At 71.4% G+C, this 23,212-nt stretch carries 19 protein-coding genes and 2 pseudogenes; 8 read left to right on the top strand and 13 right to left on the bottom strand.

Features of this window, described 5'->3' with window-relative positions; translation table 11 throughout:
• The first annotated feature begins 64 nt into the window (after positions 1-64).
• From BG418_RS35615 to BG418_RS35605, 3 genes are all read left to right on the top strand, one after another.
• Positions 65-421: a hypothetical protein gene (locus BG418_RS35615; protein WP_188278188.1), complete on the top strand. Its 357-nt coding sequence runs from the start codon at positions 65-67 to the stop codon at positions 419-421.
• Positions 422-534: 113 nt separating this feature from the next.
• A complete protein-coding gene (locus BG418_RS35610) occupies positions 535-927 on the top strand; it encodes a hypothetical protein (protein ID WP_188278187.1) in 393 nt (130 codons plus the stop codon).
• A gap of 120 nt (positions 928-1,047) precedes the next feature.
• Positions 1,048-2,451 carry a S28 family serine protease gene (locus BG418_RS35605; protein WP_188278186.1) on the top strand — a complete coding sequence of 468 codons (1,404 nt, stop codon included), beginning with the start codon at positions 1,048-1,050 and terminating at the stop codon, positions 2,449-2,451.
• A gap of 41 nt (positions 2,452-2,492) precedes the next feature.
• On the opposite strand, the gene BG418_RS35600 is transcribed toward BG418_RS35605, so the two are convergent.
• The 3 genes from BG418_RS35600 to BG418_RS35590 all read right to left on the bottom strand — a co-directional run bounded on the left by BG418_RS35600 (position 2,493) and on the right by BG418_RS35590 (position 6,189).
• Positions 2,493-3,059: a hypothetical protein gene (locus BG418_RS35600; protein WP_188278185.1), complete on the bottom strand. Its 567-nt coding sequence runs from the start codon at positions 3,057-3,059 to the stop codon at positions 2,493-2,495.
• 65 nt (positions 3,060-3,124) lie between these two features.
• Positions 3,125-4,936, bottom strand: coding sequence for a glycoside hydrolase family 3 protein (locus BG418_RS35595; protein WP_188278184.1), 1,812 nt, complete (start codon positions 4,934-4,936; stop codon positions 3,125-3,127).
• A 332-nt stretch (positions 4,937-5,268) separates the two neighbouring features.
• Positions 5,269-6,189 (bottom strand): LysR family transcriptional regulator, encoded by a 921-nt coding sequence (locus tag BG418_RS35590; RefSeq protein ID WP_188278355.1) that lies wholly within the window; start codon positions 6,187-6,189, stop codon positions 5,269-5,271.
• A 111-nt stretch (positions 6,190-6,300) separates the two neighbouring features.
• On the opposite strand from BG418_RS35590, the gene BG418_RS35585 reads away from it, so the two are divergent.
• A complete protein-coding gene (locus BG418_RS35585) occupies positions 6,301-7,281 on the top strand; it encodes an EamA family transporter (protein WP_188278183.1) in 981 nt (326 codons plus the stop codon).
• Here the strand turns inward: BG418_RS35585 and BG418_RS35580 are convergent.
• From BG418_RS35580 to BG418_RS35560, 5 genes and pseudogenes are all read right to left on the bottom strand, one after another.
• Positions 7,163-7,927: pseudogene (locus tag BG418_RS35580) on the bottom strand (sugar phosphate isomerase/epimerase family protein); the annotation flags it as partial. The gene BG418_RS35585 and the pseudogene BG418_RS35580 overlap by 119 nt on opposite strands.
• Positions 7,928-7,932: 5 nt before the next feature.
• Positions 7,933-8,418: pseudogene (locus tag BG418_RS35575) on the bottom strand (GNAT family N-acetyltransferase); the annotation flags it as partial.
• A gap of 119 nt (positions 8,419-8,537) precedes the next feature.
• Entirely contained in the window at positions 8,538-9,335 is a 798-nt protein-coding gene (locus BG418_RS35570; RefSeq protein ID WP_188278182.1) for a sugar phosphate isomerase/epimerase, read from the bottom strand.
• Between the two features lie 41 nt (positions 9,336-9,376).
• Entirely contained in the window at positions 9,377-10,531 is a 1,155-nt protein-coding gene (locus BG418_RS35565) for a dihydrodipicolinate synthase family protein (RefSeq protein ID WP_188278181.1), read from the bottom strand.
• Positions 10,528-11,652: a Gfo/Idh/MocA family protein gene (locus BG418_RS35560; RefSeq protein WP_188278354.1), complete on the bottom strand. Its 1,125-nt coding sequence runs from the start codon at positions 11,650-11,652 to the stop codon at positions 10,528-10,530. The genes BG418_RS35565 and BG418_RS35560 overlap by 4 nt, the downstream gene beginning before the upstream one ends.
• A 261-nt stretch (positions 11,653-11,913) precedes the next feature.
• On the opposite strand from BG418_RS35560, the gene BG418_RS35555 reads away from it, so the two are divergent.
• Together BG418_RS35555 and BG418_RS35550 are read left to right on the top strand one after the other, a co-directional pair.
• Positions 11,914-12,978: a LacI family DNA-binding transcriptional regulator gene (locus BG418_RS35555; RefSeq protein ID WP_188278180.1), complete on the top strand. Its 1,065-nt coding sequence runs from the start codon at positions 11,914-11,916 to the stop codon at positions 12,976-12,978.
• A 176-nt stretch (positions 12,979-13,154) separates the two neighbouring features.
• Entirely contained in the window at positions 13,155-13,943 is a 789-nt protein-coding gene (locus tag BG418_RS35550; RefSeq protein ID WP_317453868.1) for an SDR family oxidoreductase, read from the top strand.
• 203 nt (positions 13,944-14,146) lie between these two features.
• Here BG418_RS35550 and BG418_RS35545 read toward each other — a convergent pair whose 3' ends face one another.
• Positions 14,147-14,536 carry a DUF937 domain-containing protein gene (locus BG418_RS35545; RefSeq protein ID WP_188278179.1) on the bottom strand — a complete coding sequence of 130 codons (390 nt, stop codon included), beginning with the start codon at positions 14,534-14,536 and terminating at the stop codon, positions 14,147-14,149.
• Between the two features lie 280 nt (positions 14,537-14,816).
• Between BG418_RS35545 and BG418_RS35540 the strand changes: the two genes are divergently transcribed.
• The gene (locus BG418_RS35540) at positions 14,817-17,033 is read left to right on the top strand and encodes an ATP-dependent RecD-like DNA helicase (protein WP_188278178.1); all 2,217 of its coding nucleotides are present in this window, start codon (positions 14,817-14,819) and stop codon (positions 17,031-17,033) included.
• A gap of 179 nt (positions 17,034-17,212) precedes the next feature.
• The gene (locus BG418_RS35535; RefSeq protein ID WP_188278177.1) at positions 17,213-18,502 is read left to right on the top strand and encodes a citrate synthase; all 1,290 of its coding nucleotides are present in this window, start codon (positions 17,213-17,215) and stop codon (positions 18,500-18,502) included.
• A 415-nt stretch (positions 18,503-18,917) separates the two neighbouring features.
• On the opposite strand, the gene BG418_RS35530 is transcribed toward BG418_RS35535, so the two are convergent.
• The 4 genes from BG418_RS35530 to BG418_RS35515 form a co-directional block, all read right to left on the bottom strand.
• Positions 18,918-21,164, bottom strand: a complete 2,247-nt coding sequence (locus BG418_RS35530) for a heavy metal translocating P-type ATPase (protein ID WP_317453867.1) — start codon at positions 21,162-21,164, stop codon at positions 18,918-18,920.
• A 77-nt stretch (positions 21,165-21,241) separates the two neighbouring features.
• The gene (locus tag BG418_RS35525; RefSeq protein WP_188278176.1) at positions 21,242-21,559 is read right to left on the bottom strand and encodes a heavy-metal-associated domain-containing protein; all 318 of its coding nucleotides are present in this window, start codon (positions 21,557-21,559) and stop codon (positions 21,242-21,244) included.
• Positions 21,560-21,694: 135 nt separating this feature from the next.
• Complete coding sequence (locus BG418_RS35520) at positions 21,695-21,898, bottom strand: AlpA family transcriptional regulator (protein WP_188278175.1); 204 nt, start codon at positions 21,896-21,898, stop codon at positions 21,695-21,697.
• A gap of 292 nt (positions 21,899-22,190) precedes the next feature.
• Entirely contained in the window at positions 22,191-23,210 is a 1,020-nt protein-coding gene (locus tag BG418_RS35515) for a Gfo/Idh/MocA family protein (protein ID WP_188278174.1), read from the bottom strand.
• Positions 23,211-23,212 lie beyond the last annotated feature (2 nt).

Below are 23,212 nucleotides of genomic sequence, written 5' to 3'. Positions count from 1 at the left end.
GCGCCCGAGAAGATGAGTACCGGGGACGGTCCGCGCGGCGGGCCGTCCCCGGTTTGATCGGGGCATGAAGACGAAGACCGAGTTCACGCCCGCCCCGACCGCCGAGTCGCTGCCGCGCCTGCGGACCGCCGCGGTGATCTCCGCGTTCCTGCTGATCCCGGGTATGTTCCTGGCCTGGCTCGCGGTCCTGTCCAGCGGGCGGTTCTCGGCGTGCTTCGAGAACGGCGACAACTGCACCAACCCCGGCGCCGCGACCGGGACCCAGATGCAGTGGGCGCTCGTCTTCGCCGCACTCGCGTTCGTCCTGGTCGTCGCCACCCCCGACCGCGCCCGCCGGGTCTATGAGCTCCGGGTGACGGGCCTGTGCTTCCAGATCGCCGCCGAGTTCTGCTTCCTCTCGATGATCGTGAGCCAGGCGTGACCCGGGCCGCGTGACGCGGCCGTGATCGTCGAGCGCATCCGGAATCCGCGCAACCGCAGGGTGGGCCGCCGCGTCCGTACACACATACGTTCATGTGACGGAAGGAGGCAAGCGTGTTCGGTGGGGGGTCTCACAGGCGGGCGGGCTGGGGGCTTGCCGTATTTCTGGCGACGGGTTCCCTGATCGTGCTCGGGCCGGGCACCGGCAGCGCCGACGCGGCGGCCGCGTGCGGCGGGCGGCAGGTCAAGACGGTCCCGTTCGCCACCGGTGAGCTGCGGGTCTACAAGACGCACGGCTACGCCTGCGCGGTCACGGTCGCCAAGTCGCCGGGTGCCAGACGGCAGATGGCGGTCACGCTCCAGGCGCGCGGCGGCGCCCCGGTCTCCGACAGCGGGCAGTTCACCCAGCAGGCGGGCCCGGTCACGGTGCACGCGATCAACCGCTGTGTGCGGGCGGCGGGTTCGGTCGCGGGATCCGGGGCATCTACAGGATGGATCTTGTGCTGATACTGAGCTGCCGTTGACAACGATGCCAGGTCCAGTGGGGCAACTGGGTCTGGTGGTGTGGGTGTTGCTCCCGTTAGGTTCACGACGATCGCGAAACATCGTGACCACAGGGGAGAACGCATGCGCAAGACGTTCAGATGGCTCCTTTCGCTCGTCGTGCTGATAGGCACGGTGAGCGTGGCGGGAGCCACCGCCGGGGCGGCCACCGCCGCCGAGCCGGACATCAAGGACCGCATCCTGGCGATACCCGGGGTGAGCCTCATAGAGGAGAAGCCGTACGCCGGCTACCGCTACTTCGTCCTCGACTTCACCCAGCCGGTCGACCACCGGCACCCCTCGCAGGGCACCTTCCAGCAGCGCGTCACCCTGCTGCACAAGGACACCGGCCGCCCCACCGTCATGTACACCAGCGGCTACAACGTCTCGACCAACCCGAGCCGCAGCGAGCCGACCCAGATCGTGGACGGCAACCAGGTCTCGGTGGAATACCGCTACTTCACCCCGTCCCGGCCGCAGCCGGCCGACTGGAAGAAGCTGGACATCTGGCAGGCGGCCAGCGACCAGCACGCCATATACCAGGCCCTCAAGCCGATCTACCGCAAGAACTGGCTGACCACCGGTGGCTCCAAGGGCGGTATGACGGCGACGTACTACAAGCGCTACTACCCCCGGGACATGGACGGCGTCGTCGCCTACGTGGCCCCCAACGACGTCGTCAACGACGAGGACTCGGCGTACGACCGCTTCTTCCAGACCGTCGGCACCAAGGAGTGCCGCGACAAGCTGGAGGCCGTGCAGCGCGAGGCGCTGGTGCGCCGCGAGCCGCTGGAGAAGAAGCTGGCGCAGTACGCGACCGACAACAAGTACTCGTTCGCCACGGTCGGCACGCTTGACAAGGCGTACGAGGCGGTCGTCCTCGACTACGTGTGGACGTTCTGGCAGTACAGCCTGGTCTCCGACTGCGGCACCATCCCGGCGGACGCGCCGCACGCCACCGACCAGGTGATCTGGGACTCCGTCAACAAGATCGTCGGCTTCGACTCCTATGCCGACCAGGGCCTTGAGAAGTACACCCCGTACTACTACCAGGCGGGCACCCAGCTCGGCTCGCCCACCATCAAGCAGCCGTGGCTCGGCGGTCTGAGCCGCTACGGCTACCAGCCGCCGCGCAACTTCGTCCCGCGCAGCATCCCGATGCGGTTCCAGCCGTGGGTGATGCCGCAGGTGGACAACTGGGTGCGCCACCACGCCGACCACATGCTGTACGTGTACGGCCAGAACGACCCGTGGGGCGCCGAGCGCTTCCGCCTCGGCTCCGGCTCGCGCGACTCGTACGTCTACACGGTCGCGGGCGGCAACCACGGCTCGAAGGTCGCCGGCCTGGCCGCTTCGGAGAAGGCCACGGCGACGTCCGCGATCCTGCGCTGGGCGGGCCTGCCCGCCACGACGCCGAAGCCGCTGGCGTCGTACGACGCGCGTCTGGACCGCCCGCAGGTGGAGCGGGAGCGGACGCTGCGTCCGTGAGTGATGGGGGCCCGGGGGTACGCCCCTGGGCCCGCGTCGCTTCACAACCGCCGCGCGCACCCCACCCGTTGCGCCCCGCCCGTCAGCTCCACGTACATCGCCGTCGTCGGTGGGCAGTCGGTCCGGCGGGTCACCGCCTTCGTCACGTTGTACGCCGGGGGCTCGGGGCCCGAGCCGTCGCACGGTGTTTCCTTCACCTGGCCCTCGCCCGCCTGGTAGACGCAGTCGCCGACGACCGTGAAGGGGCCGCCGCCCATGCCCGGGTCGCCGGGGTGCGGTGCCTCCAGGTTGCGCATGCAGGCGTAGCCCGCGGTGGCCCGGCCGTCGATGTACAGGACGAAGTCCGTGTTCAGGGGGCACCCGGCGGCCGTGTGTGCCGTGCCCGCGCGGCGGACCGAGACCCGCGCCACCGCGCGCTCGCTGGTGCAGGGCACCTCGGTGAACGCCTGCCCGTGCGCCGCGCAGGCCCCGGGTCCCAGGAACGTCGCCTTCGACGGCGCGGGCGGTACGCGCTCGGCCGGGCCGCCCGCCGCCCGTTGACAGCCCGCCGTGAGCAACAGGGCGGCGGACACCGCCAGAACCGCCCTGACCGAACCGTACGCGCGCATGACCGACCCCCGCACCAGCGTGACCTGCGGCCCGGGCGGCTCGCCAGGGGATGCGAGGGGTATCTCTAGTACGACAGTCCGTAGCCGATCGGGTACAGAACCTGGGTCGGATCGTCCCCGCGCGGCACGGCCACCGGCAGCCGTCCGACCGGTGCCGCCCTGCCCGCCAACACCCGTACCGCCGCGCGGAGTTCGACGTCGGTCCAGGAGTAGGTGGCGAGCGAGGCCGTGAATCCGCTGAGATGCGCGATGTCGTACGGGTTGCGGATCGCGAGGTGGATCACGGGCACGCCGGTCGCGCCCAGCGCCGCCATCAGCCGGGACTGGGCGCCGCCCGCCCCCGCGTTGTAGGTGGCGACGACCACCGCGTCCTTGCCCCGTGCGGCCGCCACCGCCTTGTCGATCTGGGTTTGGGAGGGCAGCGAACCGGTCGGCAACGTGCTTGCCGTGAAGCCCAGTCCGGTCAGCGCCTTGGCCAGGACCGCCGTGGGCGGGCCGGTCGTCCCGGACGGCGAATCGGGGTCGGCGCCCACCACCAGGATGTTCCGGCGATGCTTGCGTGACAGCGGCAGCAGCCCGCCCTTGTTGACCAGCAGCGTCGTGGTCCGCTCGGCCACCGCGTCGGCGGCGGCGAGATGCGGCCGGGTGCCGACCACCCGGTCCACCTCGCGCTGGGAGACGTACGGGTGGCTGAACAGGCCGCGCCGCTCCTTGAGTTCGAGGATCCGCAGGATCGACACGTCGAGCCGGGCCTCGGTGAGCTCGCCGCTGTGGACCGCCGAGAGCACCCCGTTCCAGGCGACGTCCAGCTTCGGCGGGTCGAGCAGCTGGTCGGCGCCGGCCTTCAGGGCGAGCACCGGCACCCGGTCGTCGCCGTACTTGTCCCGTACGCCCTGCATATTGAGCGCGTCCGTCACGACCACCCCGGCGAAGCCCAGCTGCTCGCGCAGGATGCCGGTGAGGATGGGGTGCGAGAGCGTCGCCGGGTCGTTGGTCGGGTCGAGCGCCGGGAACTGGATGTGGGCCGTCATCACCGAGTCGATCCCGGCGGCGATCGCGGCCCGGAACGGCGGCGCGTCCAGCTTCTCCCACTGCTCGCGGGTGTGGGTGATGATCGGGATACCGGTGTGGCTGTCGACGGTCGTGTCGCCATGCCCCGGGAAGTGCTTGGCGGTCGCCGCGATCCCGGCGCCCTGGTAGCCGCGTACTTCGGCCGCCACCATCCGCGCCACGGCCGCCGGATCGGCGCCGAAGGACCGTACGCCGATGACGGGGTTGGCCGGGTTCACGTTGACGTCCGAGACGGGCGAGTAGTTCTGCCGGATCCCGATCGCGCGCAGCTCGGCCCCGGCGATGCGTCCGACGGTGGTCGCGTCGCGCGCGGAGCGGCCCGCGCCGAGCGCCATCGCGCCCGGGAAGAGCGTGGCCGGGTAGCCGACGCGGCAGACGATGCCGTGCTCCTGGTCGGTGGCGATGATCAGCGGTACGGGCGTGGGCTGGGCGAGTCCGGCGCGCTGGATGCCGTTGGAGAGGTCGGCGATCTGGTGCGGGTCGCGGGTGTTGTGCGCCCAGGTGAAGTAGATGATGCCGCCGACGTGGTACTTCGCGATGAGCTCGGCGGCGGTGCGGACCCCGATCTCGCTCAGGTTGGCGTCGATGTCCACCTGGTCGGGTGCGGTCGCGGAGTGTCCGTAGACCCGCATCACGAAGAGCTGGCCGACCTTCTCCTCGATCGACATCCGGGCGATGATCCGCCGCAGCCGCTCGTGGTCACGCCGCTCGCCCGCGTACGCGGGGAGGGCGGACCCGACGGCGGCCGCCGCGCCTGCGGCGGCGGCCGCGGTGAGGAGGGTGCGTCTGGAGGTGCGGTGCGACACGTGCGCTCCATCCGTAGGCGTGGAAGAAACTTCCAACGCCGAACGGATAACCGGAAAATTATTACCGGTCAAGAGGGCGCGCATCGACGGGCTCCGAGTGGCCCCGGAAAAGGGACCGCCACCGGCGCAGTCGGAGGGGGGCGCACCGGTGGCGGTGTGCTGCCGGCCGCAGGCGGTTGGAGAGGGGAGTCGGCCGTTCGCAGCCAGCAGCGATCGCCGACACCGCATTGCGGAGACTCACCGGCAGTACGGACGTTGGACGGAGCCCGCCGCCGGTGGGTTCCCGGCCGGGGCCCGATTCGGAGAATTCGGTACGGAAGTCACCGGTGTGTTCAGAGTCGTACGGGAGGCGGCGCGGCGGTCGGCCACTGCGACTGGAGCGCCGACACCGCCGCCGTGATGGCCGGGCGGCGGGCGGCCCCCGTGCGCCACAGGGCGTACAACCGGCGCACCGGAGCGGGCTCCAGCCGGACCGCCACCACGCCGTCGGGCAGTGGACCCCGGCCGAGGCGGGGAATCAGCGCGATGCCCAACCCGTGGGAGACCAGGGCGAGTTGGGTGTGGTACTCGGCGGCCTGGTGGCGCAGATCCGGCTCGTATCCGTCGGCCCGCAGCGTCCGCACCAGCCAGTCGTGGCAGACCGACCCGGGCGGCTGGCAGATCCAGTGCTCCCGGGCGAGCTCGGCGCGGCGCACCGACCGCCGCCCGGCGAGCCGGTGGTCCTTCGGTACGAGCAGGTCGCACAGGTCGTCGCCGATCACCGCGTGCTCCACGCCCTCGGGGGCGGGCAGCGGCGCGATGTCCCAGTCGTGCGTCACCGCCAGATCGACGACGCCCTTCGCCACCAGGTCGATGGACAGATGCGGGTCGATCTCGGACAGCCGGGTGTCCAGGTCCGGGTGCTCGCGGGCGAGTTGGGCCAGCACGCCCGGCAGCAGCCCGCGCGCCGCCGTGGCGAACGCCGCGACCGTCAGCCGCCCGGTGGGCAGTCCCCGGCGCTCCTCCAAGGTGGTCTCGGCGCGCTCGACCAGCGCCAGCAACTCCTGTGCCGTTGCGGCGAGATGCAGCGCATCCTCGGTGAGCGCGACCCCGCGCCCGCGCCGCTCCAGGAGCGTGGTGCGGGTCTCCCGCTCCAGCTTGGTGATCTGCTGGGAGACGGCGGAGGGGGTGTAGCCGAGGGCGGTGGCGGCGGCCGCCACGGACCCGTGGACGGAGACGGCGTGCAGCGCGCGCAGCCGGGCGAGATCGAGCACGACGGCCTCACCTTCCCAAGATCCGTCCACAGGGACTCATTACGTCTGCTCAATCCAACCATGAAGAAATACGCGCTGGTGCTACATGGTCCACCCGGAGATCCTCGACGTATGCGTCCCGTACACATCGTGCTCGCCGTGCTGGTCACCGCCGTCTGGGGGGTGAACTTCACGGTCGTCGAGGTCGGCCTCGGCCACTTCCCGCCGCTGCTCTTCTCCGCCCTGCGCTTCCTGGTCGCGGCGCTGCCCGCCGTGTTCTTCGTGGGGCGCCCGAAGGTCGGGTGGAAGTGGCTGGTGGCGGTCGGACTTGTCCTAGGGGTCGCCAAGTTCGGGCTGCTCTTCACCGGTATGAACGAGGGGATGCCGGCTGGGCTCTCCTCGCTGGTGCTCCAGATCCAGGCGGTGTTCACGGCGGTCGTGGCGATGGTGGCCCTGGGTGAACGGCCCGGCCGCACACGGCTGTTGGGGATGCTGGTCGCTCTCGCCGGGATCGCCGTCGCCGCCGTGGGCGAGGGCGCGAGCGGGCCGCTGCTCGGCTTCGCCCTCACCGTCGCGGCCGCCGCCTGCTGGGGCGTCTCGAACGTCCTCACCCGCAAGGCCGCCCCGCCCGACGCGCTCAACTTCATGGTGTGGGTCTCGACGGTCCCGATCCTGCCCCTGATCGGCCTCTCCCTCCTCTTCGAGGGCCCGGGCCGGGACGCGGCGGCGCTGCGGTCGTTCGACTGGAGCGGCGCGGGCGCGCTCGTCTATGTCGCCTGGGGCAGTACGGTCTTCGGGTTCGGGGCGTGGGGGTATCTGCTGCGCCACCACCCGGCGTCGTCGGTGGCGCCGTTCAGCCTGCTGGTGCCCGTCTTCGGGATGTCGTCGGCGGCCCTGTTCCTGGGCGAGCCGGTCAGCCCGCTGCGGTGGTGCGCGGCGGTGCTGCTGGTGGGCGGGGTGGCGCTGACGTCGCTGCCCCGGATCCCTGGGTTCCTGACGAGGCGAGCAGCGCGTCCAGATGCTCCCGCCCCGCCGTCAGCAGCCCCGGCAGCTCCGCCGCGTCCGGATACCACCGCTTCTCGTACTCCCAGCACAGCCAGCCGTCCGGCCTGAGCCGCGCCAGGCACGCGGCGAGCGGGAGCACCCCGGCCCCGAGCGCGAGCGGTGTGGTGTCCTCGGCCGATGCGATGTCCTTGACCTGTACGTATCCGAGGTGCGGGGCGAGTGCGGTGTGGGTGGCGGCCGGGCTCTCGCCGCCGAGCCAGGTGTGCATCACGTCCCACAGCGCGCCGATGTGCGGCGCGCCGACCCGGTCCAGGATGCGGGCGACGGCCGCGCCCGTGCGGTGCGAGTCATGCGTTTCGAGCAGGACGCGCACACCGCGCTCGGCGGCCAGGTCCGCGACCTCCCGCAGCCGCCGTACCGCGATGCCGTCGTCGTTCGGGGAGCCGTCGCCGCCGGGGAAGACACGTACGTACCGGGCGCCGAGGTCGTGCGCGAGGAACACCAACTCGTCGAGCCGCTCGGGGTCGCCGGGACCGGCCACGCGCGCGTACCCGGCGACGGCGAGGATGTCCACACCCTGCGCGGCGAACTCCCTTACAGCGGCGGCCCGTTCGCGCATCCCGATGCCGGTGTGCACGGGCTCCTCGGGATGGGCGCGCAGCTCGACGCCCTGGTAGCCGTGCGCGGCGGCGAGCCGGGCGACCTCGGGGACGGGCAGGCCGGGCACCCCGAGCGTGGAGAACGCGTAGCGCATCGCGGTCACCCGTCCTTCAGGCTGAGCCGCCAGTCCTGCCCGACCAGGTCGGCGCCGTACGAACGGTGCGCCTCCTCGGTGACCAGGGTGAACCCGTGCCGTTGGTAGAGGGCGCGGGCGGTGGCGAGCGCGTCGTAGGTCCAGAGCACCAGATCGCGGTACCCGGCCTCGCGGGCGAACGCCACGACCTCCCCGACCAGCCGGTCCCCGAGCCCGTGGCCGCGCGCCTCGGGCTCCACCAGGAGCAGGCGCAGCCGGGCGGTGCCGGGGGCGTCGTCGCGTACGCACATCACCGAGCCCACCGGCCGCCCGTCGAGCTCGGCGATCCAGACGCGTTCGAGGTGCGGGTCGTGGTCCTGGGCGAAACCGGCGACGATCCCGGCGACCATGCCCTCGAACTCGGCGTTCCACCCGTACTCGGCGGCGTACAGCGCCCCATGTCGCTGCACCACCCAGCCCAGGTCCCCCGGGCGGGGGTCCCGCAGGACGGGTTCGGGGGGCGGGGGAGTGGCGTGTGTGTCGGACACGGGGCCAGTATGCCGGGCGGGTACGACATCGCGTACGCCATCACGAGCACGAGCACGAGCACGAGCACGAGCACGCGCGTGCCTCACGGCGCGCACGACCGGAACCGTTCGACCGTCTCGCGCAGGACCTCCACCCCGTCCCGCCGCCACAGCGCCTCGTTGAAGAGCTCCACCTCGACCGGGCCCGTGTACCCGGCCGCGTCCACCCGCCGCCACCAGTCCCGCAGATCGATCGAGCCGTCCCCGAGCTGGCCGCGCCCGGTGAGTACGCCCTCGGGCAACGGCGTGACCCAGTCGGCGAGTTGGAATGCGTGGATGCGGCCGGCGGCCCCCGCGCGCGTGACGGCCGCCGGGGCCAGGTCGTCCCACCACACGTGGTACGTGTCGACGACGACCCCCACCTCCTCGGCCGGGAAGCGTTCGGCCAGGTCGAGGGCCTGGCCGAGGGTGGACACGACACAGCGGTCGGACGCGTACATGGGGTGCAGCGGTTCGACCGCGAGGCGTACGCCCCGCACGCGCGCGTAGGGGCCGAGTTCGGCGAGCGCGTCGGCGACCCGCTCCCGCGCGCCCGCCAGGTCCCGGCTCCCCTCGGGCAGCCCGCCGCAGACCAGCACCAGGGTGTCCGTGCCGAGCGTCGCCGCCTCGTCGATCGCGGCCCGGTTGTCGTCGAGAGCCTTTACGCGCGCGTGGGGCTCGGCGGTGGTGAAGAAGCCGCCCCGGCAGAGCGAGGTGACGCTCAGCCCGGCGTCCCGGACGAGCTTGGCGGCGGCCTCCACGCCGTACGCCCGCACGGGCTCGCGCCACAGTCCGACGCCGGGAACGCCCAACTGGGCGCAGGTGTACACGAGTCGGGGCAGCGACAACTGCTTCACGGTCATCTGATTGAGGCTGAGACGGGAAAGGGCGGGATGTGCAGGGCTCACTGGTCGACTCCGTACACGTTCAGCAGGTTTTTCATCCGTGCCTCGGCCCGCCCGGGGTCGGGCAACAGGCCGAGCCCGTCGGCCAGTTCGTACGCCCGGGCCAGATGCGGCAGCGAGCGGGCTGACTGGAGGCCGCCCACCATCGTGAAGTGGTCCTGGTGCCCCGCGAGCCAGGCGAGCAGGACCACGCCCGTCTTGTAGAAGCGGGTAGGGGCCTCGAAGAGGTGGCGGGAGAGCTCCACGGTGGGGTCGAGGAGCCGCCGGAATCCGTCCGGGTCGTCCGCGTCCAGCGCTCGTACGGCCTGCGCGGCCAGCGGCGCGAGCGGGTCGAAGATGCCCAACAGGGCGTGGCTGAAGCCCTGTTCGTCCCCCGCGATGAGCTCCGGGTAGTGGAAGTCGTCGCCGGTGTAGCAGGTCACACCCTCTGGCAGCTGTCGCCTCAGCGCGACCTCCCGGGCCGCGTCGAGCAGCGACACCTTGATGCCGTCGACCTTGCCGGGGTGGGCGGCGATGATCTTCGTGAAGGTCTCGGTGGCGAGGTCGAGGTCGGGCGAGCCCCAGTACCCCGTCAGGGCCGGGTCGAACATCGGGCCGAGCCAGTGCAGGATCACCGGCCGGGCGGTCTGCTCCAACAGCCGCCCGTACACGGCGAGATAGTCCTCGGGCCCGCGCGCCACGGCCGCGAGCGCGCGCGACGCCATCAGGACGGCCTGCGCGCCGACGCTCTCGACGAGCGCGAGCTGTTCCTCGTACGCGCCTGTGACCTCGGCGATCGTGGCCGGGCCGGTCAGCTGGTCGGTGCCCACTCCGCAGGCGATCCGGCCCCCGGCCGCCTTCGCCTCGGCGGCCGAGCGCCGGATCAGCTCGGCGGCCCCGGCCCACTCCAGGCCCATACCGCGCTGCGCGGTGTCCATGGCCTCGGCGACCCCGAGCCCGTGCGACCACAGGTGGCGCCGGAAGGCGAGCGTGGCGTCCCAGTCGACGGCGGAGGTCGTGTCCTTATGAGGGTCCGCACAAGGGTCGGCGACCACGTGGGCGGCCGCGAAGACCGTACGGGAGGCGGGTGGGCCGCCCGGTGCGAACGCGATCGGGTCGGGGCGGGGCTCGTACCGTACGAGCGAGCCGTCGGCGCGGGGCAGCAGGATCGTCACAGCGCGATCTCCGGCACCTCGATGCGGCGGCCCTCGGCCGACGACCGCAGCCCCAGCTCGGCCAGCTGCACCCCGCGCGCGCCCGCCAACAGGTCCCAGTGGTAAGGGGTGTTGAGGTAGACATGGCGGAGGAACAGCTCCCACTGCGCCTTGAAGCCGTTGGCGAAGTCCTCGTTGTCCGGGACCGGCTGCCACTGCTCGCGGAACGCCTCCGTCGCCGGGAGGTCCGGGTTCCACACCGGCTTGGGGGTCGCGCAGCGGTGCTGGAAGCGGCACTCGCGCAGCCCGGCGACGGCCGAGCCCTTGGTGCCGTCGACCTGGAACTCGACGAGTTCGTCGCGGTGGACGCGGACGGCCCAGGAGGAGTTGATCTGGGCGATCGCGCCGCCCGCCAGCTGGAAGATGCCGTACGCGGCGTCGTCGGCGGTCGCGTCGTACGGCTTGCCCCGCTCGTCCCACCGCTGGGGGAGGTGCGTGGTGGCCAGCGCCTGTACGGAGGTGACGCGTCCGAACAACTCGTGCAGCACGTACTCCCAGTGCGGGAACATGTCGACGACGATGCCGCCGCCGTCCTCGGTGCGGTAGTTCCACGACGGGCGCTGCGCGCTCTGCCAGTCGCCCTCGAAGACCCAGTAGCCGAACTCGCCCCGGATGGACAGGATCCGCCCGAAGAAGCCGCTGTCCACCAGCCGTTTGAGCTTGAGCAGGCCCGGCAGGAAGAGCTTGTCCTGGACGACGCCGTGCCTGATCCCGGCGGCGGTGGCGAGCCGGGCCAGCTCCAGGGCGCCGGGGAGCCCGGTCGCGGTCGGCTTCTCGGTGTAGACGTGCTTGCCGGCGGCGATCGCCTTACGGATCGACTCCTCGCGGGCGGCGGTGACTTGGGCGTCGAAGTAGATCTCCACACTGTCGTCTGTGAGGACGGCGTCCAGGTCGGTCGACCAGTGGGCGAGGCCGTGCTTGTCAGCGATGGCCCGTAGCGCGGACTCCCGGCGGCCCACCAGGACGGGCTCCGGCCACAGGACCGTGCCGTCGCCGAGGTCGAGGCCGCCCTCGTCGCGCAGGGCGAGCAGCGAGCGTACGAGGTGCTGGCGGTAGCCCATACGGCCGGTGACGCCGTTCATGGCGATGCGGACGGTCCTGCGGGGCGGGGTGGCGGGGGGCACGGCCTTGTGCGTCGCGGTCCGGTCCGTCGCGATCCTGTCTGTCACGTGATGTCCCTTCCGGGCTCGTGGCAATGTGCCCGCAACGGCCTGTGGAGACACGGCTTTTGCCTGTTGCAGACGAGGTAGTAAGCGCTTTCTACCCACAGGAACGCTAGCCTGCGCAGAGCGCCACGGACAAGAGGCGCGCGGCGGTCCACGAGAGGTTCGGCGGAGGCAGAGATGACAGCGACCCTGGCGGATGTGGCGGCGCGCGCCCAGGTGTCCCCGGCGACCGTCTCTCGGGTGCTCAACGGCAACTATCCGGTGGCCGCGGCGACCCGTGAACGCGTCCTGCGCGCGGTCGACGAGCTCGACTACGTCCTGAACGGGCCCGCCAGTTCGCTCGCCGCCGCCACGTCCGACCTGGTCGGCATACTCGTGAACGACATCGCCGACCCGTTCTTCGGGATCATGGCGGGCGCGGCCCAGTCCGAGATCGGCGGCGAGCGCGGGGCCCGCGAGAAACTGGCGGTCGTCTGCAACACGGGGGGCTCTCCCGAGCGCGAACTCACCTATCTCACGCTGCTCCAGCGCCAGCGCGCGGCTGCGGTGATCCTCACAGGTGGGGCCCTTGAGGACCCCGAGCACGCGGCGGCGGTCGCGGCGAAGCTGGGGCGGCTCGCGGAGGCGGGGACGCGGGTGGTGCTGTGCGGTCGGCCGCCGGTGTCGTGGTCTGTGGAGGGGTCGGGGTCGGGGGGCGGGCCCGTCGCCGCCACGCTGACCTTCGACAACCGTGGCGGCAGCCAGCGCCTCACCGAGCACCTGCTCGCCCTCGGCCACCGCCGTATCGGCTACATCGCGGGCCCCGAGGAACGCACCACGACCCGGCACCGCCTGGAGGGCCACCGGGCCGCGCTCGCGACGGCGGGGGTGGCGCCCGGGCCCGTGGTGCACGGCTCGTACGACCGCCGGTCCGGGTACGACGCGACCCTCGAACTCCTGCGCCGCGACCAGGAGTTGACGGCGGTGGTCGCCGCCAACGACACGGTCGCCCTCGGCGCCTGCGCGGCCCTGCGTGACCGGGGCCTGGCCGTCCCCGGCGACGTCTCGGTGGCGGGCTTCGACGACCTCCCGTTCAGCATGGACGCGGTGCCCGCGCTGACGACCGTACGGCTGCCGCTGTACGAGGCCGGGGCGCGGGCGGGGCGCCTGGCGATGGGCAAGGAGCCGGTGCCGCCGGGCGGGATCGCCACGGTGCACGGGGAGTTGATGGTGCGGGGGTCGACGGGACGGGCGCGCGCGTAGGGCGTGGGTCGGGCGTGCGGGGACCGGCGCGCGTAGCACGTGTTTCCGGCCGTTCCGGGTGGGCAACTCGGTGCCGGATTCCCGCCAGCGGTGGGCGTCGCGCCGGAACAGGATCGTGTCCATGGCCTCCGGCTCGCCCGTACGGGGCGAGCGCCGTCGCATTGTGGAGACACCCCATGGACCTGCACCTTTCCGGCCGTACGGCCGTGGTCACCGGCGCTTCGAAGGGCATCGGGCTCGCGGTCGTCCGGACGCTGCTCGACGAGGGCGCGCGCGTGGTGGCCGCCTCGCGCAATTCCAGCCCGGAGCTGGAGAAGCTGGCCCGCCCCGAACTCGTCCACGTCTCGGCCGACTTCATGGATCCCGACGCCCCCGCGCGCGTGGTGGCCCGCGCCGTCGAGGAGTTCGGCGGTCTGGACATCCTGGTCAACAACGCGGGTGGGCCGCCGCCGGGTGTGACCCTGCCGCGCGCCTCGTTCCTGGACGCGCCCGACGCGGACTGGCCGGCGATGTTCGCGTTCAACGTCTTCTCGGCGGTACGCGCCTTCCGCGCGGCCCTGCCGCATCTGCTCGTCGGGGGCGGCGCCGTCGTCAACATCTCGTCGGTGCTGGCCCGTCAGCCCGCGGTGGGCAACGCGGAGTACAGCGCGGCGAAGGCGGCCCTGTCCAACCTCACTCAGGTCCTGTCCGAGGAGTACGCGCCGCAGGGCGTCCGGGTCAACACGGTGTCGCCGGGGGTGGTGCGGACGGCGTGGTGGACGCGGTCGGGCGGGGCGGCGGATGCCATCGCGGCGATGGCGGGCGCGGACCGTGCCACGGTCCTCGACACCCTGGCGCCCCAACTGAACGCCGCCACCGGCCGGTTCATCACGCCGGAGGAGATCGCGGACGTGGTGGCGCTGCTGGTGTCGCCGCGGTCGGGGAGTACGACGGGGCGGAGTTCGTGGTGGACGGGGGCTTCTTGAAGGCGGTGTGATCCCCCACCCCGCCCCTTCCCTAAACCCTCCGGGGGTGGGTGGGGGATGGGGACGGTTTCCCGGGGGCTACGCCCCCGGACCCCCGGGCGGGTGCTGCGCCCCCTGCACCCCGCTCTGTGGCCGCGCCCCTTAAGGGGCGCGGGGAACTGCGCGAGCAGCCCCCACCGGCCCGCAGACAAAACCGCCGCCGCCTACTTCGTCCGCTTCGCCGCCGCCCGCTTGCTCAGGACCGTGAGCGCCACCGGGATCAGGAGTTCCAGTGCGCGCGTGACCGTGGGTTCCGGGAGGCCCGTCTTCTTCGAGACCGTCCTCGCGACCGGCTTCGCGACCTTGGCCAGGACCGTGGCCATGACGCCGCCGCCCGCCATCCCGAGGCCGCCCAGGGTGGCGACGCCCTGGAGCGGGGGCTCGTCGGGGGCCGGTGACAGGCCCGGGAGTTCGCCCGCCAGCTCCGACGTCGCCGTGCCCACGACCGCCCGCGCCCCGGCGGGGTCCGTGCCGAGTTCCTGGGCGAGCTGCTCCAGCCCGTCGTCCCCCAGCTCGTTCAGTACGTCCTGCTCGAAGGTGGAATCGTCACTCATGGGCGAAACGCTACGGCCGCACCCCTCCATCGGCATGTCGGGATTCCGGAAAAATTACTTTCCGCAGTCGTGCAACCCTTCAGGCGTTACGGGTGTCGTACTTGTCATCGGCGCTCCAGGGGAGGGATCCGGGGGGATCGGGGAGTGCCGAGTGGGGAGGGATGGGGAGGGGAATCGGGGGGCCCGGTCATACGGACCGGGCCCCCTTGAGTTCCCGGGGGACCCGGTGAGTTATCCACAGGCACCCCACGCTGTCCGACCCCGCAGGTAGCGTCGGATCATGTCCAATCTCGCGGTGCTCGAAGGGGTCCTTGAGCGGATCACCTATGCCAATGAGGAGAACGGCTACACGGTCGCCCGGGTCGACACCGGGCGGGGCGCGGGCGATCTCCTCACGGTGGTCGGCTCGCTGCTCGGCGCGCAGCCGGGCGAGTCGCTGCGGATGGAGGGCCGCTGGGGCTCGCATCCGCAGTACGGCAAGCAGTTCACCGTGGAGAACTACACGACGGTCCTGCCCGCCACCATCCAGGGCATCCGCCGCTACCTCGGCTCGGGCCTGATCAAGGGCATCGGCCCCCGCATCGCCGACCGCATCGTGGAGCACTTCGGTACGGACACGCTGGACATCATCGAGCAGGAGCCCAAGCGGCTGGTCGAGGTGCCGGGCCTGGGGCCCAAGCGCACCAAGCTGATCGGCGCCGCCTGGGAGGAGCAGAAGGCCATCAAGGAAGTGATGGTCTTCCTCCAGGGCGTCGGCGTCTCCACCTCCATCGCCGTGCGCATCTACAAGAAGTACGAGGACGCCTCGATCTCGGTCGTGAAGAACCAGCCCTACCGGCTGGCGGCCGACGTCTGGGGCATCGGCTTCCTCACCGCCGACCGCATCGCCCAGGCCGTCGGCATCCCGCACGACAGCCCGGAGCGGGTGAAGGCGGGGCTGCAGTACGCGCTGTCCCAGTCCACCGACCAGGGCCACTGCTTCCTGCCCGAGGAGCAGCTGATCGCCGACTCGGTGAAGCTCCTCCAGGTCGACACGGGGCTGGTGATCGACTGCCTGGGCGAGCTCGTCGCCGAGGAGGGCGTCGTGCGGGAGGCGGTCCCGGGGCCGCGGGACGGGGCCGAGCGGGTCAACGCCGTCTACCTGGTCCCCTTCCACCGCGCCGAGCTCTCCCTCGCCGCCCAGGTGCTGCGGCTGCTGCGCACCGGCGAGGACCGGATGCCGGGGTTCCAGGACGTGGACTGGGACAAGGCACTGTCCTGGCTCGCCACGCGCACCGGCGCCGAGCTCGCCCCCGAGCAGCAGCAGGCCGTCCGGCTGGCGCTGACCAGCAAGGTCGCCGTGCTCACCGGCGGCCCGGGCTGCGGCAAGTCGTTCACCGTGCGCTCGGTCGTGGAGCTGGCCCGGGCCAAGAAGGCCAAGGTGGTGCTCGCCGCCCCCACCGGCCGCGCCGCCAAACGCCTCGCCGAACTCACCGGCGCCGACGCCTCCACGGTCCACCGCCTGCTCGAACTGAAACCCGGCGGCGACGCGGCGTACGACAAGGACCGGCCGCTGGACGCCGATCTGGTCGTCGTCGACGAGGCGTCGATGCTCGATCTGCTGCTCGCCAACAAGTTGGTGAAGGCGGTGGCGCCGGGCGCGCATCTGCTGATGGTGGGGGACGTGGACCAGTTGCCCTCGGTCGGCGCGGGCGAGGTGCTGCGGGATCTGCTCGCCGAGGGCGGTCCCGTGCCCAGGGTCCGCCTGACCCGGATCTTCCGGCAGGCCCAGCAGTCCGGTGTGGTCACCAACGCCCACCGCATCAACTCCGGTGTCCCGCCGCTCACCCAGGGCCTCAGCGACTTCTTCCACTTCGTGGAGGAGGAGACCGAGGACGCGGGGAGGCTCACCGTCGACGTCGCCGCGCGCCGCATCCCCGCGAAGTTCGGCCTCGACCCCCGGCGCGACGTCCAGGTGCTCGCGCCGATGCACCGCGGCCCGGCCGGCGCGGGGAACCTCAACGGACTGCTCCAGCAGGCCATCACCCCGGCCCGGCCGGATCTGCCGGAGAAGCGGTTCGGCGGCCGGGTGTTCCGGGTGGGAGACAAGGTCACCCAGATCCGGAACAATTACGAGAAGGGCAAGAACGGCGTCTTCAACGGCACCGTCGGCGTGGTCACCTCCCTCGACCTGGACGAGCAGCGCCTGGTGGTGCTCACCGACGAGGACGAGGAGGTGCCGTACGACTTCGACGAACTGGACGAGCTGGCCCATGCGTACGCGGTGACGATCCACCGCTCGCAGGGCAGTGAGTACCCGGCGGTGGTGATCCCCGTCACCACCGGCGCCTGGATGATGCTTCAACGGAACCTGCTCTACACGGCGGTCACCCGCGCCAGAAAACTCGTCGTACTGGTGGGGTCCCGCAAGGCGATCGGGCAGGCAGTGCGTACGGTTTCCGCAGGCAGACGCTTTACCGCACTCGCTCATCGGCTGTCAGGGGGCGTCTTGGTGTGAAACATCACCTGGGGCTTCCAGAACCGGGGCGAAGGGGGCAGGATGAGCAGGTTGACGGCACTGAGTGCCGCTAATAAGCCCAATGGGCGACCCCGAGTGCACTCTGCTGAGCCAAATGGGGGATGGTAGAGACAGTCAGGGCACCTCGAAGAAGAGGCACTACGTCGGTGAGGGATGACGTGAGCGACAACTCTGTAGTACTGCGGTTCGGCGATGGCGAGTACACCTACCCGGTGATCGACAGCACCGTCGGCGACAAGGGCTTCGACATCGGGAAGCTCCGGGCCCAGACCGGCCTCGTGACTCTGGACAGCGGGTACGGCAACACCGCTGCCTATAAATCCGCCATCACCTACCTCGACGGCGAGCAGGGCATCCTGCGGTACCGCGGCTACCCGATCGAGCAGCTCGCGGAGCGCTCGACCTTCCTGGAGGTCGCGTACCTGCTCATCAACGGTGAGCTGCCGACCGTCGACCAGCAGTCGACGTTCAAGAGCGAGATCACCCAGCACACGCTGCTGCACGAGGACGTCAAGCGCTTCTTCGACGGCTTCCCGCGGGACGCCCACCCGATGGCCATGCTGTCCTCGGTCGTCTCCGCGCTGTCCACGTTCTACCAGGACAGCCACAACCCGTTCGACGAGAAGCAGCGTCACCTCTCGACGATCCGGCTGCTCGCCAAGCTTCCGACGATCGCGGCGTACGCCTACAAGAAGTCGATCGGCCACCCGTTCGTCTACCCGCGCAACGACCTCGGCTACGTCGAGAACTTCCTGCGGATGACGTTCTCGGTCCCGGCGCAGGAGTACGAGCTGGACCCGGTCGTCGTCGCGGCGCTGGACAAGCTGCTCATCCTGCACGCGGACCACGAGCAGAACTGTTCGACCTCCACCGTGCGTCTGGTCGGCTCCTCGCAGGCGAACATGTTCGCCTCGATCTCCGCCGGCATCAGCGCCCTGTGGGGCCCGCTGCACGGTGGCGCCAACCAGTCGGTCCTGGAGATGCTGGAAGGCATCCAGGCCAACGGCGGCGACGTCGACTCCTTCATCCGCAAGGTGAAGAACAAGGAGGACGGCGTCCGTCTGATGGGCTTCGGCCACCGGGTCTACAAGAGCTTCGACCCGCGCGCCAAGATCATCAAGGCCGCCGCGCACGACGTCCTCTCGGCCCTCGGCAAGTCCGACGAGCTGCTGGACATCGCGCTGAAGCTGGAAGAGCACGCGCTCTCCGACGACTACTTCGTCTCGCGCAACCTGTACCCGAACGTGGACTTCTACACGGGTCTCATCTACCGCGCCATGGGCTTCCCGACCGAGATGTTCACGGTCCTGTTCGCGCTGGGCCGTCTGCCGGGCTGGATCGCCCAGTGGCACGAGATGATCAAGGAGCCGGGTTCCCGCATCGGTCGCCCGCGCCAGATCTACACGGGTGAGGTCCTTCGCGACTTCGTGCCTGTCGAGGCGCGCTAGTCGCTCCGCCAGGAGCGGCTGTTGTTCGGCTGCGGACCGTGCGTGGCTGGTCGCGCAGTTCCCCGCGCCCCTAGGGGGTTGGGAGCGTCCGGCGCCGAATCTCAACAAAATTTACAGAAGCGCCCCGCCCACCAATCCCCCCACGGGTTGGCGGGCGGGGCGCTTCCCTTTGCCCGGTGCGGATTCCCCCCACGGGATCCGGCCGGGGGTCTGGCGGTCTGCCGGGGTACGTACGTAACGGGTGGGCCGCTCAAAGCTCCCCGTTGTACGTGCCCCGGCCAACGCGCTGCCTGGAACGTCCCCCAAGACATTCCATGGACGTCCCCCAAGACGTCCTCGGCATCGCCCACTTAGACTCCCGAACCGGCCCGATGGTTACCTCATAATCTCTGTGATCTAGCTCTCTTTGTGGAGATCAGGTGAAGGAGCGCAACCGTAGGCTGTTGGTTACCACGAACACCGATGAGAACGCCATAGCCGCACCGGCGATCATGGGATTCAGCAGCCCCGCCGCGGCCAGCGGAACGGCCGCCACGTTGTAGCCGAAGGCCCAGAACAGGTTGCCCCGGATCGTGGCCAGGGTCCGCCGGGAGAGCCGGATCGCGTCGGCCGCGACCCGCAAGTCCCCCCGTACGAGGGTGAGGTCGCCCGCCTCTATCGCGGCGTCAGTGCCCGTGCCCATCGCCAGACCCAGATCGGCGGTGGCGAGCGCGGCCGCGTCGTTGATGCCGTCGCCGACCATGGCCACCGAACGACCCTCGCCCTGAAGGCGTTTGACGACCTCGACCTTCTCCTCGGGCAGCACCTCGGCGTACACGTCCTCGGCGGCGATCCCGACCCGGGCCGCCACCGACTCCGCGACCGCACGGTTGTCGCCGGTCAGCAGGACCGGCCGCAGCCCGAGCCCGCGCAGCCGCTCGACGGCCTCGGCGCTGGTCTCCTTCACCGCGTCGGCGACGGTCAGGACGCCACGCGGCACCCCGTCCCAGCTCACCGCGACCGCCGTACGCCCCTCGGCCTCGGCGGCCTCCTTGGCGGCGGCGAGCCCGGCGGGCAGGTCGACGCCCCGGCCCACGAAGACCGCGCGGCCCTCCACCACACCTTCGACACCGCGTCCGGGCAGCGCGCGGAAGGACTGGACCGCGGACAGCTCGCCGACCCGGGCGGTGGCCGCGTCGGCGATGGCGCGGGCGATGGGGTGCTCGGAGGCGTGCTCCAGGGCGCCCGCGAACCGCAGCACTTCCTTCTCGTCTACGCCCTCGGCCGCGTACACGTCGTACAAGGTCATGCGGCCGGTGGTGACCGTGCCGGTCTTGTCGAGGACGATCGTGTCGACGCGGCGGGTGGTCTCCAGGACTTCGGGGCCCTTGATGAGGATGCCGAGCTGGGCGCCTCGGCCCGTGCCGACCATGAGGGCGGTGGGGGTGGCCAGGCCCAGGGCGCAGGGGCAGGCGATGATCAGGACCGCGACGGCCGCCGTGAAGGACGCGGTGATGTCGTCGGTGGCGAGCAGCCAGCCGACCAGCGTGCCGAGCGCGATGAGCAGGATGACCGGGACGAAGATCTCGGAGATCCGGTCGGCCAGGCGCTGGACCTGGGCCTTGCCGTTCTGGGCGTCCTCGACGAGGCGGGCCATCCTGGCGAGTTGGGTGTCGGCGCCGACGCGGGTGGCCTCGACGACGAGGCGGCCGCCCGCGTTGACCGTGGCGCCGGTGACCGCGTCGCCCACGGCCACGTCGACCGGGACGGACTCGCCGGTCAGCATCGACGCGTCCACCGCGCCGAAGCCCTCGACGACCGTGCCGTCGGTCGCGACGGTCTCACCGGGCCGGACGACGAAGCGGTCTCCGACGTGCAGATCGCCCACCGGAATACGTATTTCGGCGCCCGCGCGCAGCACGGCCACGTCCTTGGCGCCGAGTTCCAGCAGTGCCCGCAGGGCCGCGCCCGCCTTGCGCTTGGAGCGGGCCTCCAGATAGCGCCCGAGCAGGATGAAGGAGATGACCCCGGCGGCCACTTCGAGATAGATGGTGGACGCGCCGCTGGTCCCGCTCGCGGTGAGCTCGAAGCCGTGGCGCATACCGGGCATTCCGGCGTCCCCGAAGAACAGTGCCCACAGCGACCAGCCGAACGCGGCCAGCGTGCCGACGGAGACGAGGGTGTCCATCGAGGCCCCGCCGTGCTGGAGGTTGACGGCGGCGGCGCGGTGGAACGGCAGCCCGCCCCACACGACGACCGGCGCGGCCAGCGTGAGGCTCAGCCACTGCCAGTTGTCGAACTGGAGGGCCGGGACCATCGCGAGCAGGACGACGGGCGCGGCGAGCAGGGCCGAGACGATCAGGCGCTGGCGCAGCGCGGCGAGCTCGGGGTCGCGTCGCTCGGCCGGGCCGTCGTCGGAGGCGACCGGCTCGGGCTCCGGCGGCGGTGGCTCCTCGGCGGTGTAGCCGGTCTTGACGACGGTGGCGATCAGATCCGCGACCTCGATCCCGGTCGCGTACGAGACCTTGGCCTTCTCGGTCGCGTAGTTGACCGTCGCCTCGACGCCCTCCATCCGGTTGAGCTTCTTCTCGATACGGGCCGCGCACGAGGCGCAGGTCATCCCGCCGATGGTCAGCTCGACCAGCTGGGGTGGGGCGCTTTCCACGGTGTTCACGGTGTCCACGTCGGGCTCCAGAAAAAGGGGCCGGGCCGTACGGAGCCGATGTGTCGCTCGTACGGCCCGGACAGGGAAACCGTGGCTCAGGCCAGGCCGACCAGCTCGTAGCCGGCCTCGTCGACGGCGGCCCGGACGGCCTCCTCGTCCAGCGGCGCGGCGGAGACGACGGTGACCCGGCCGGTCGCGGCGACGGCCGTGACCGAGCCGACGCCGTCGATCTCGGAGATCTCGCTCGACACCGCGCCCTCGCAGTGCCCGCAGGTCATGCCGGAGACCTGGTAGACGGTGGTGACGGAGCCGAGCTGGACGTCGGCCGGGCCGTCGCTGTGGCAGGAACCGGCGGGCGAGCAGCAGGAGCCGGTCGTGGTCGTGGCGACGGCGGCTTCGGTCTCGGCGGTCATGGCGTTCTCCTCCTTGGGGCGGTACGGGTCCATGGTGCACCAGAGGGCCACGGGGAAGCCGGGACGCCCTGACTATGAACACGTTATACCCCTAGGGGGTATTAATCCAGTCCCCTCGGTGCATCCGTCCCACGGTCAGTCGTCCTTGCGGGTGCTCCGGTTCCCGGGGCGGCGTGCGACCCAGGTGCGGATCGTGTCCGCGTACCAGAAGGGTTTGCCGTTCTCGACGAGGTCGGGCGGGGGGAGCAGTCCGTGTTTGCGATACGAGCGGACCGTGTCCGGCTGGACGCGGATGTGTGCGGCGATTTCCTTGTACGACCAGAGCCGTCGGTCGGTCATGGTGCACCTCCCTGCGTGCGCCGCAGCGGCGGTCCGGTGGCCGTCGGGGGAGCCGGGCGCGGGAACTTGACGATCACTCAGCCTGTGCCCGTTGAACGACGGAGAGTGAGGGCAGGGGTGTGGCTGTCGACTGTCTGTGACGCAAGACCCGCGTAATCGAGACATGTGTGACGACGGGCGCATGGTTGTGACAGGGGTGGCATACGGGGTGAATGGAGCGGGTGGGCAGTGCCGGGCGTGCCCCGGCCCGGCCCCGGCTCACAGCGCGCGCCCTGTGCCTATGGCGCCACTCCTACGCGTACAGCTCCGGCCGTTCCCGCTCCAGCTCGACCGGCACCCGCTCGCCCGTCCGCTGGGCCCGCACGCCCGCCTCGCAGACGACGGACGCCACATAGCCGTCCCACGTGCTCGGCCCCTCGACACGGCCCCGGCGGGTCGCGTTCACCCACGCCTGCACCTCGCGGTCGTACGCGTCGGCGAAGCGGACCGTGAAGTCCTGCGGGATCCGCGCGCCCACGCGGCCGCCGGTGCGGACGACCGGGCCGGTCCCGGCGCCGATCGAGGCGGCGCCGCGCTCGCAGACGGCCTCGCAGCGCACCTCGTAACCGAAGCCGCAGTTGACGAAGATCTCGACGTCGACGACCGCGCCGCCGGCGGTCTCCAGGAGCACCAGCTGCGGGTCGCCCAAGCCCTCCGGGGCGTACGAGGAAGGGCGCGGGCGGAGCACCTGGACCGCGGTGATCTCCTGGCCGAGCAGCCAGCGGGCCGCGTCCACCTCATGGGCGACGGAGTCCCGGATCAGCATCTCGGTGGTGAAGAAGGACGGGGAGGAGGCGTTGCGGTGGCGGCAGTGCAGGAACAGCGGGCGGCCCAGCTCGCCGCCGTCGAGCAGCGCCTTGAGGTCCGCGTACTCCGTGTCGTACCGGCGCATGAAGCCGACCTGCACCCGGCGGTGGCCGAGGCGGCGCTCGGCCTCCATGACGCGCAGCGCCCCGCCCGGGTCCGGGGTGAGCGGCTTCTCGCACAGGACCGGCAGATCGAGCTTGAACGCGTCGAGCAGGGCCGCCTCGTGGGCCGGGCCCGAGGAGGCGATGAGTACGGCGTCGACGCCCGGCGCGGCCATCGCGGCCGCCGGATCGGTGTGGACCGTACAGCCGTCGATCCCGGCGGCGACGGACTTGGCGCGCTCGGCGTCCAGGTCGGCGACGGCGGCCACGCGGGCGCCGCCGATGACCGTGGAGAGGCGGCGGACATGGTCGGCGCCCATCTTCCCGGTGCCGATGACGGCGACACCCAGCGTCCCGTGCGTCATCG

This window comes from Streptomyces sp. CBMA152 (genome assembly GCF_014596475.1).
Lineage (GTDB): Bacteria > Actinomycetota > Actinomycetes > Streptomycetales > Streptomycetaceae > Streptomyces.
This window is presented reverse-complemented; position numbering and strand designations above follow the sequence as displayed.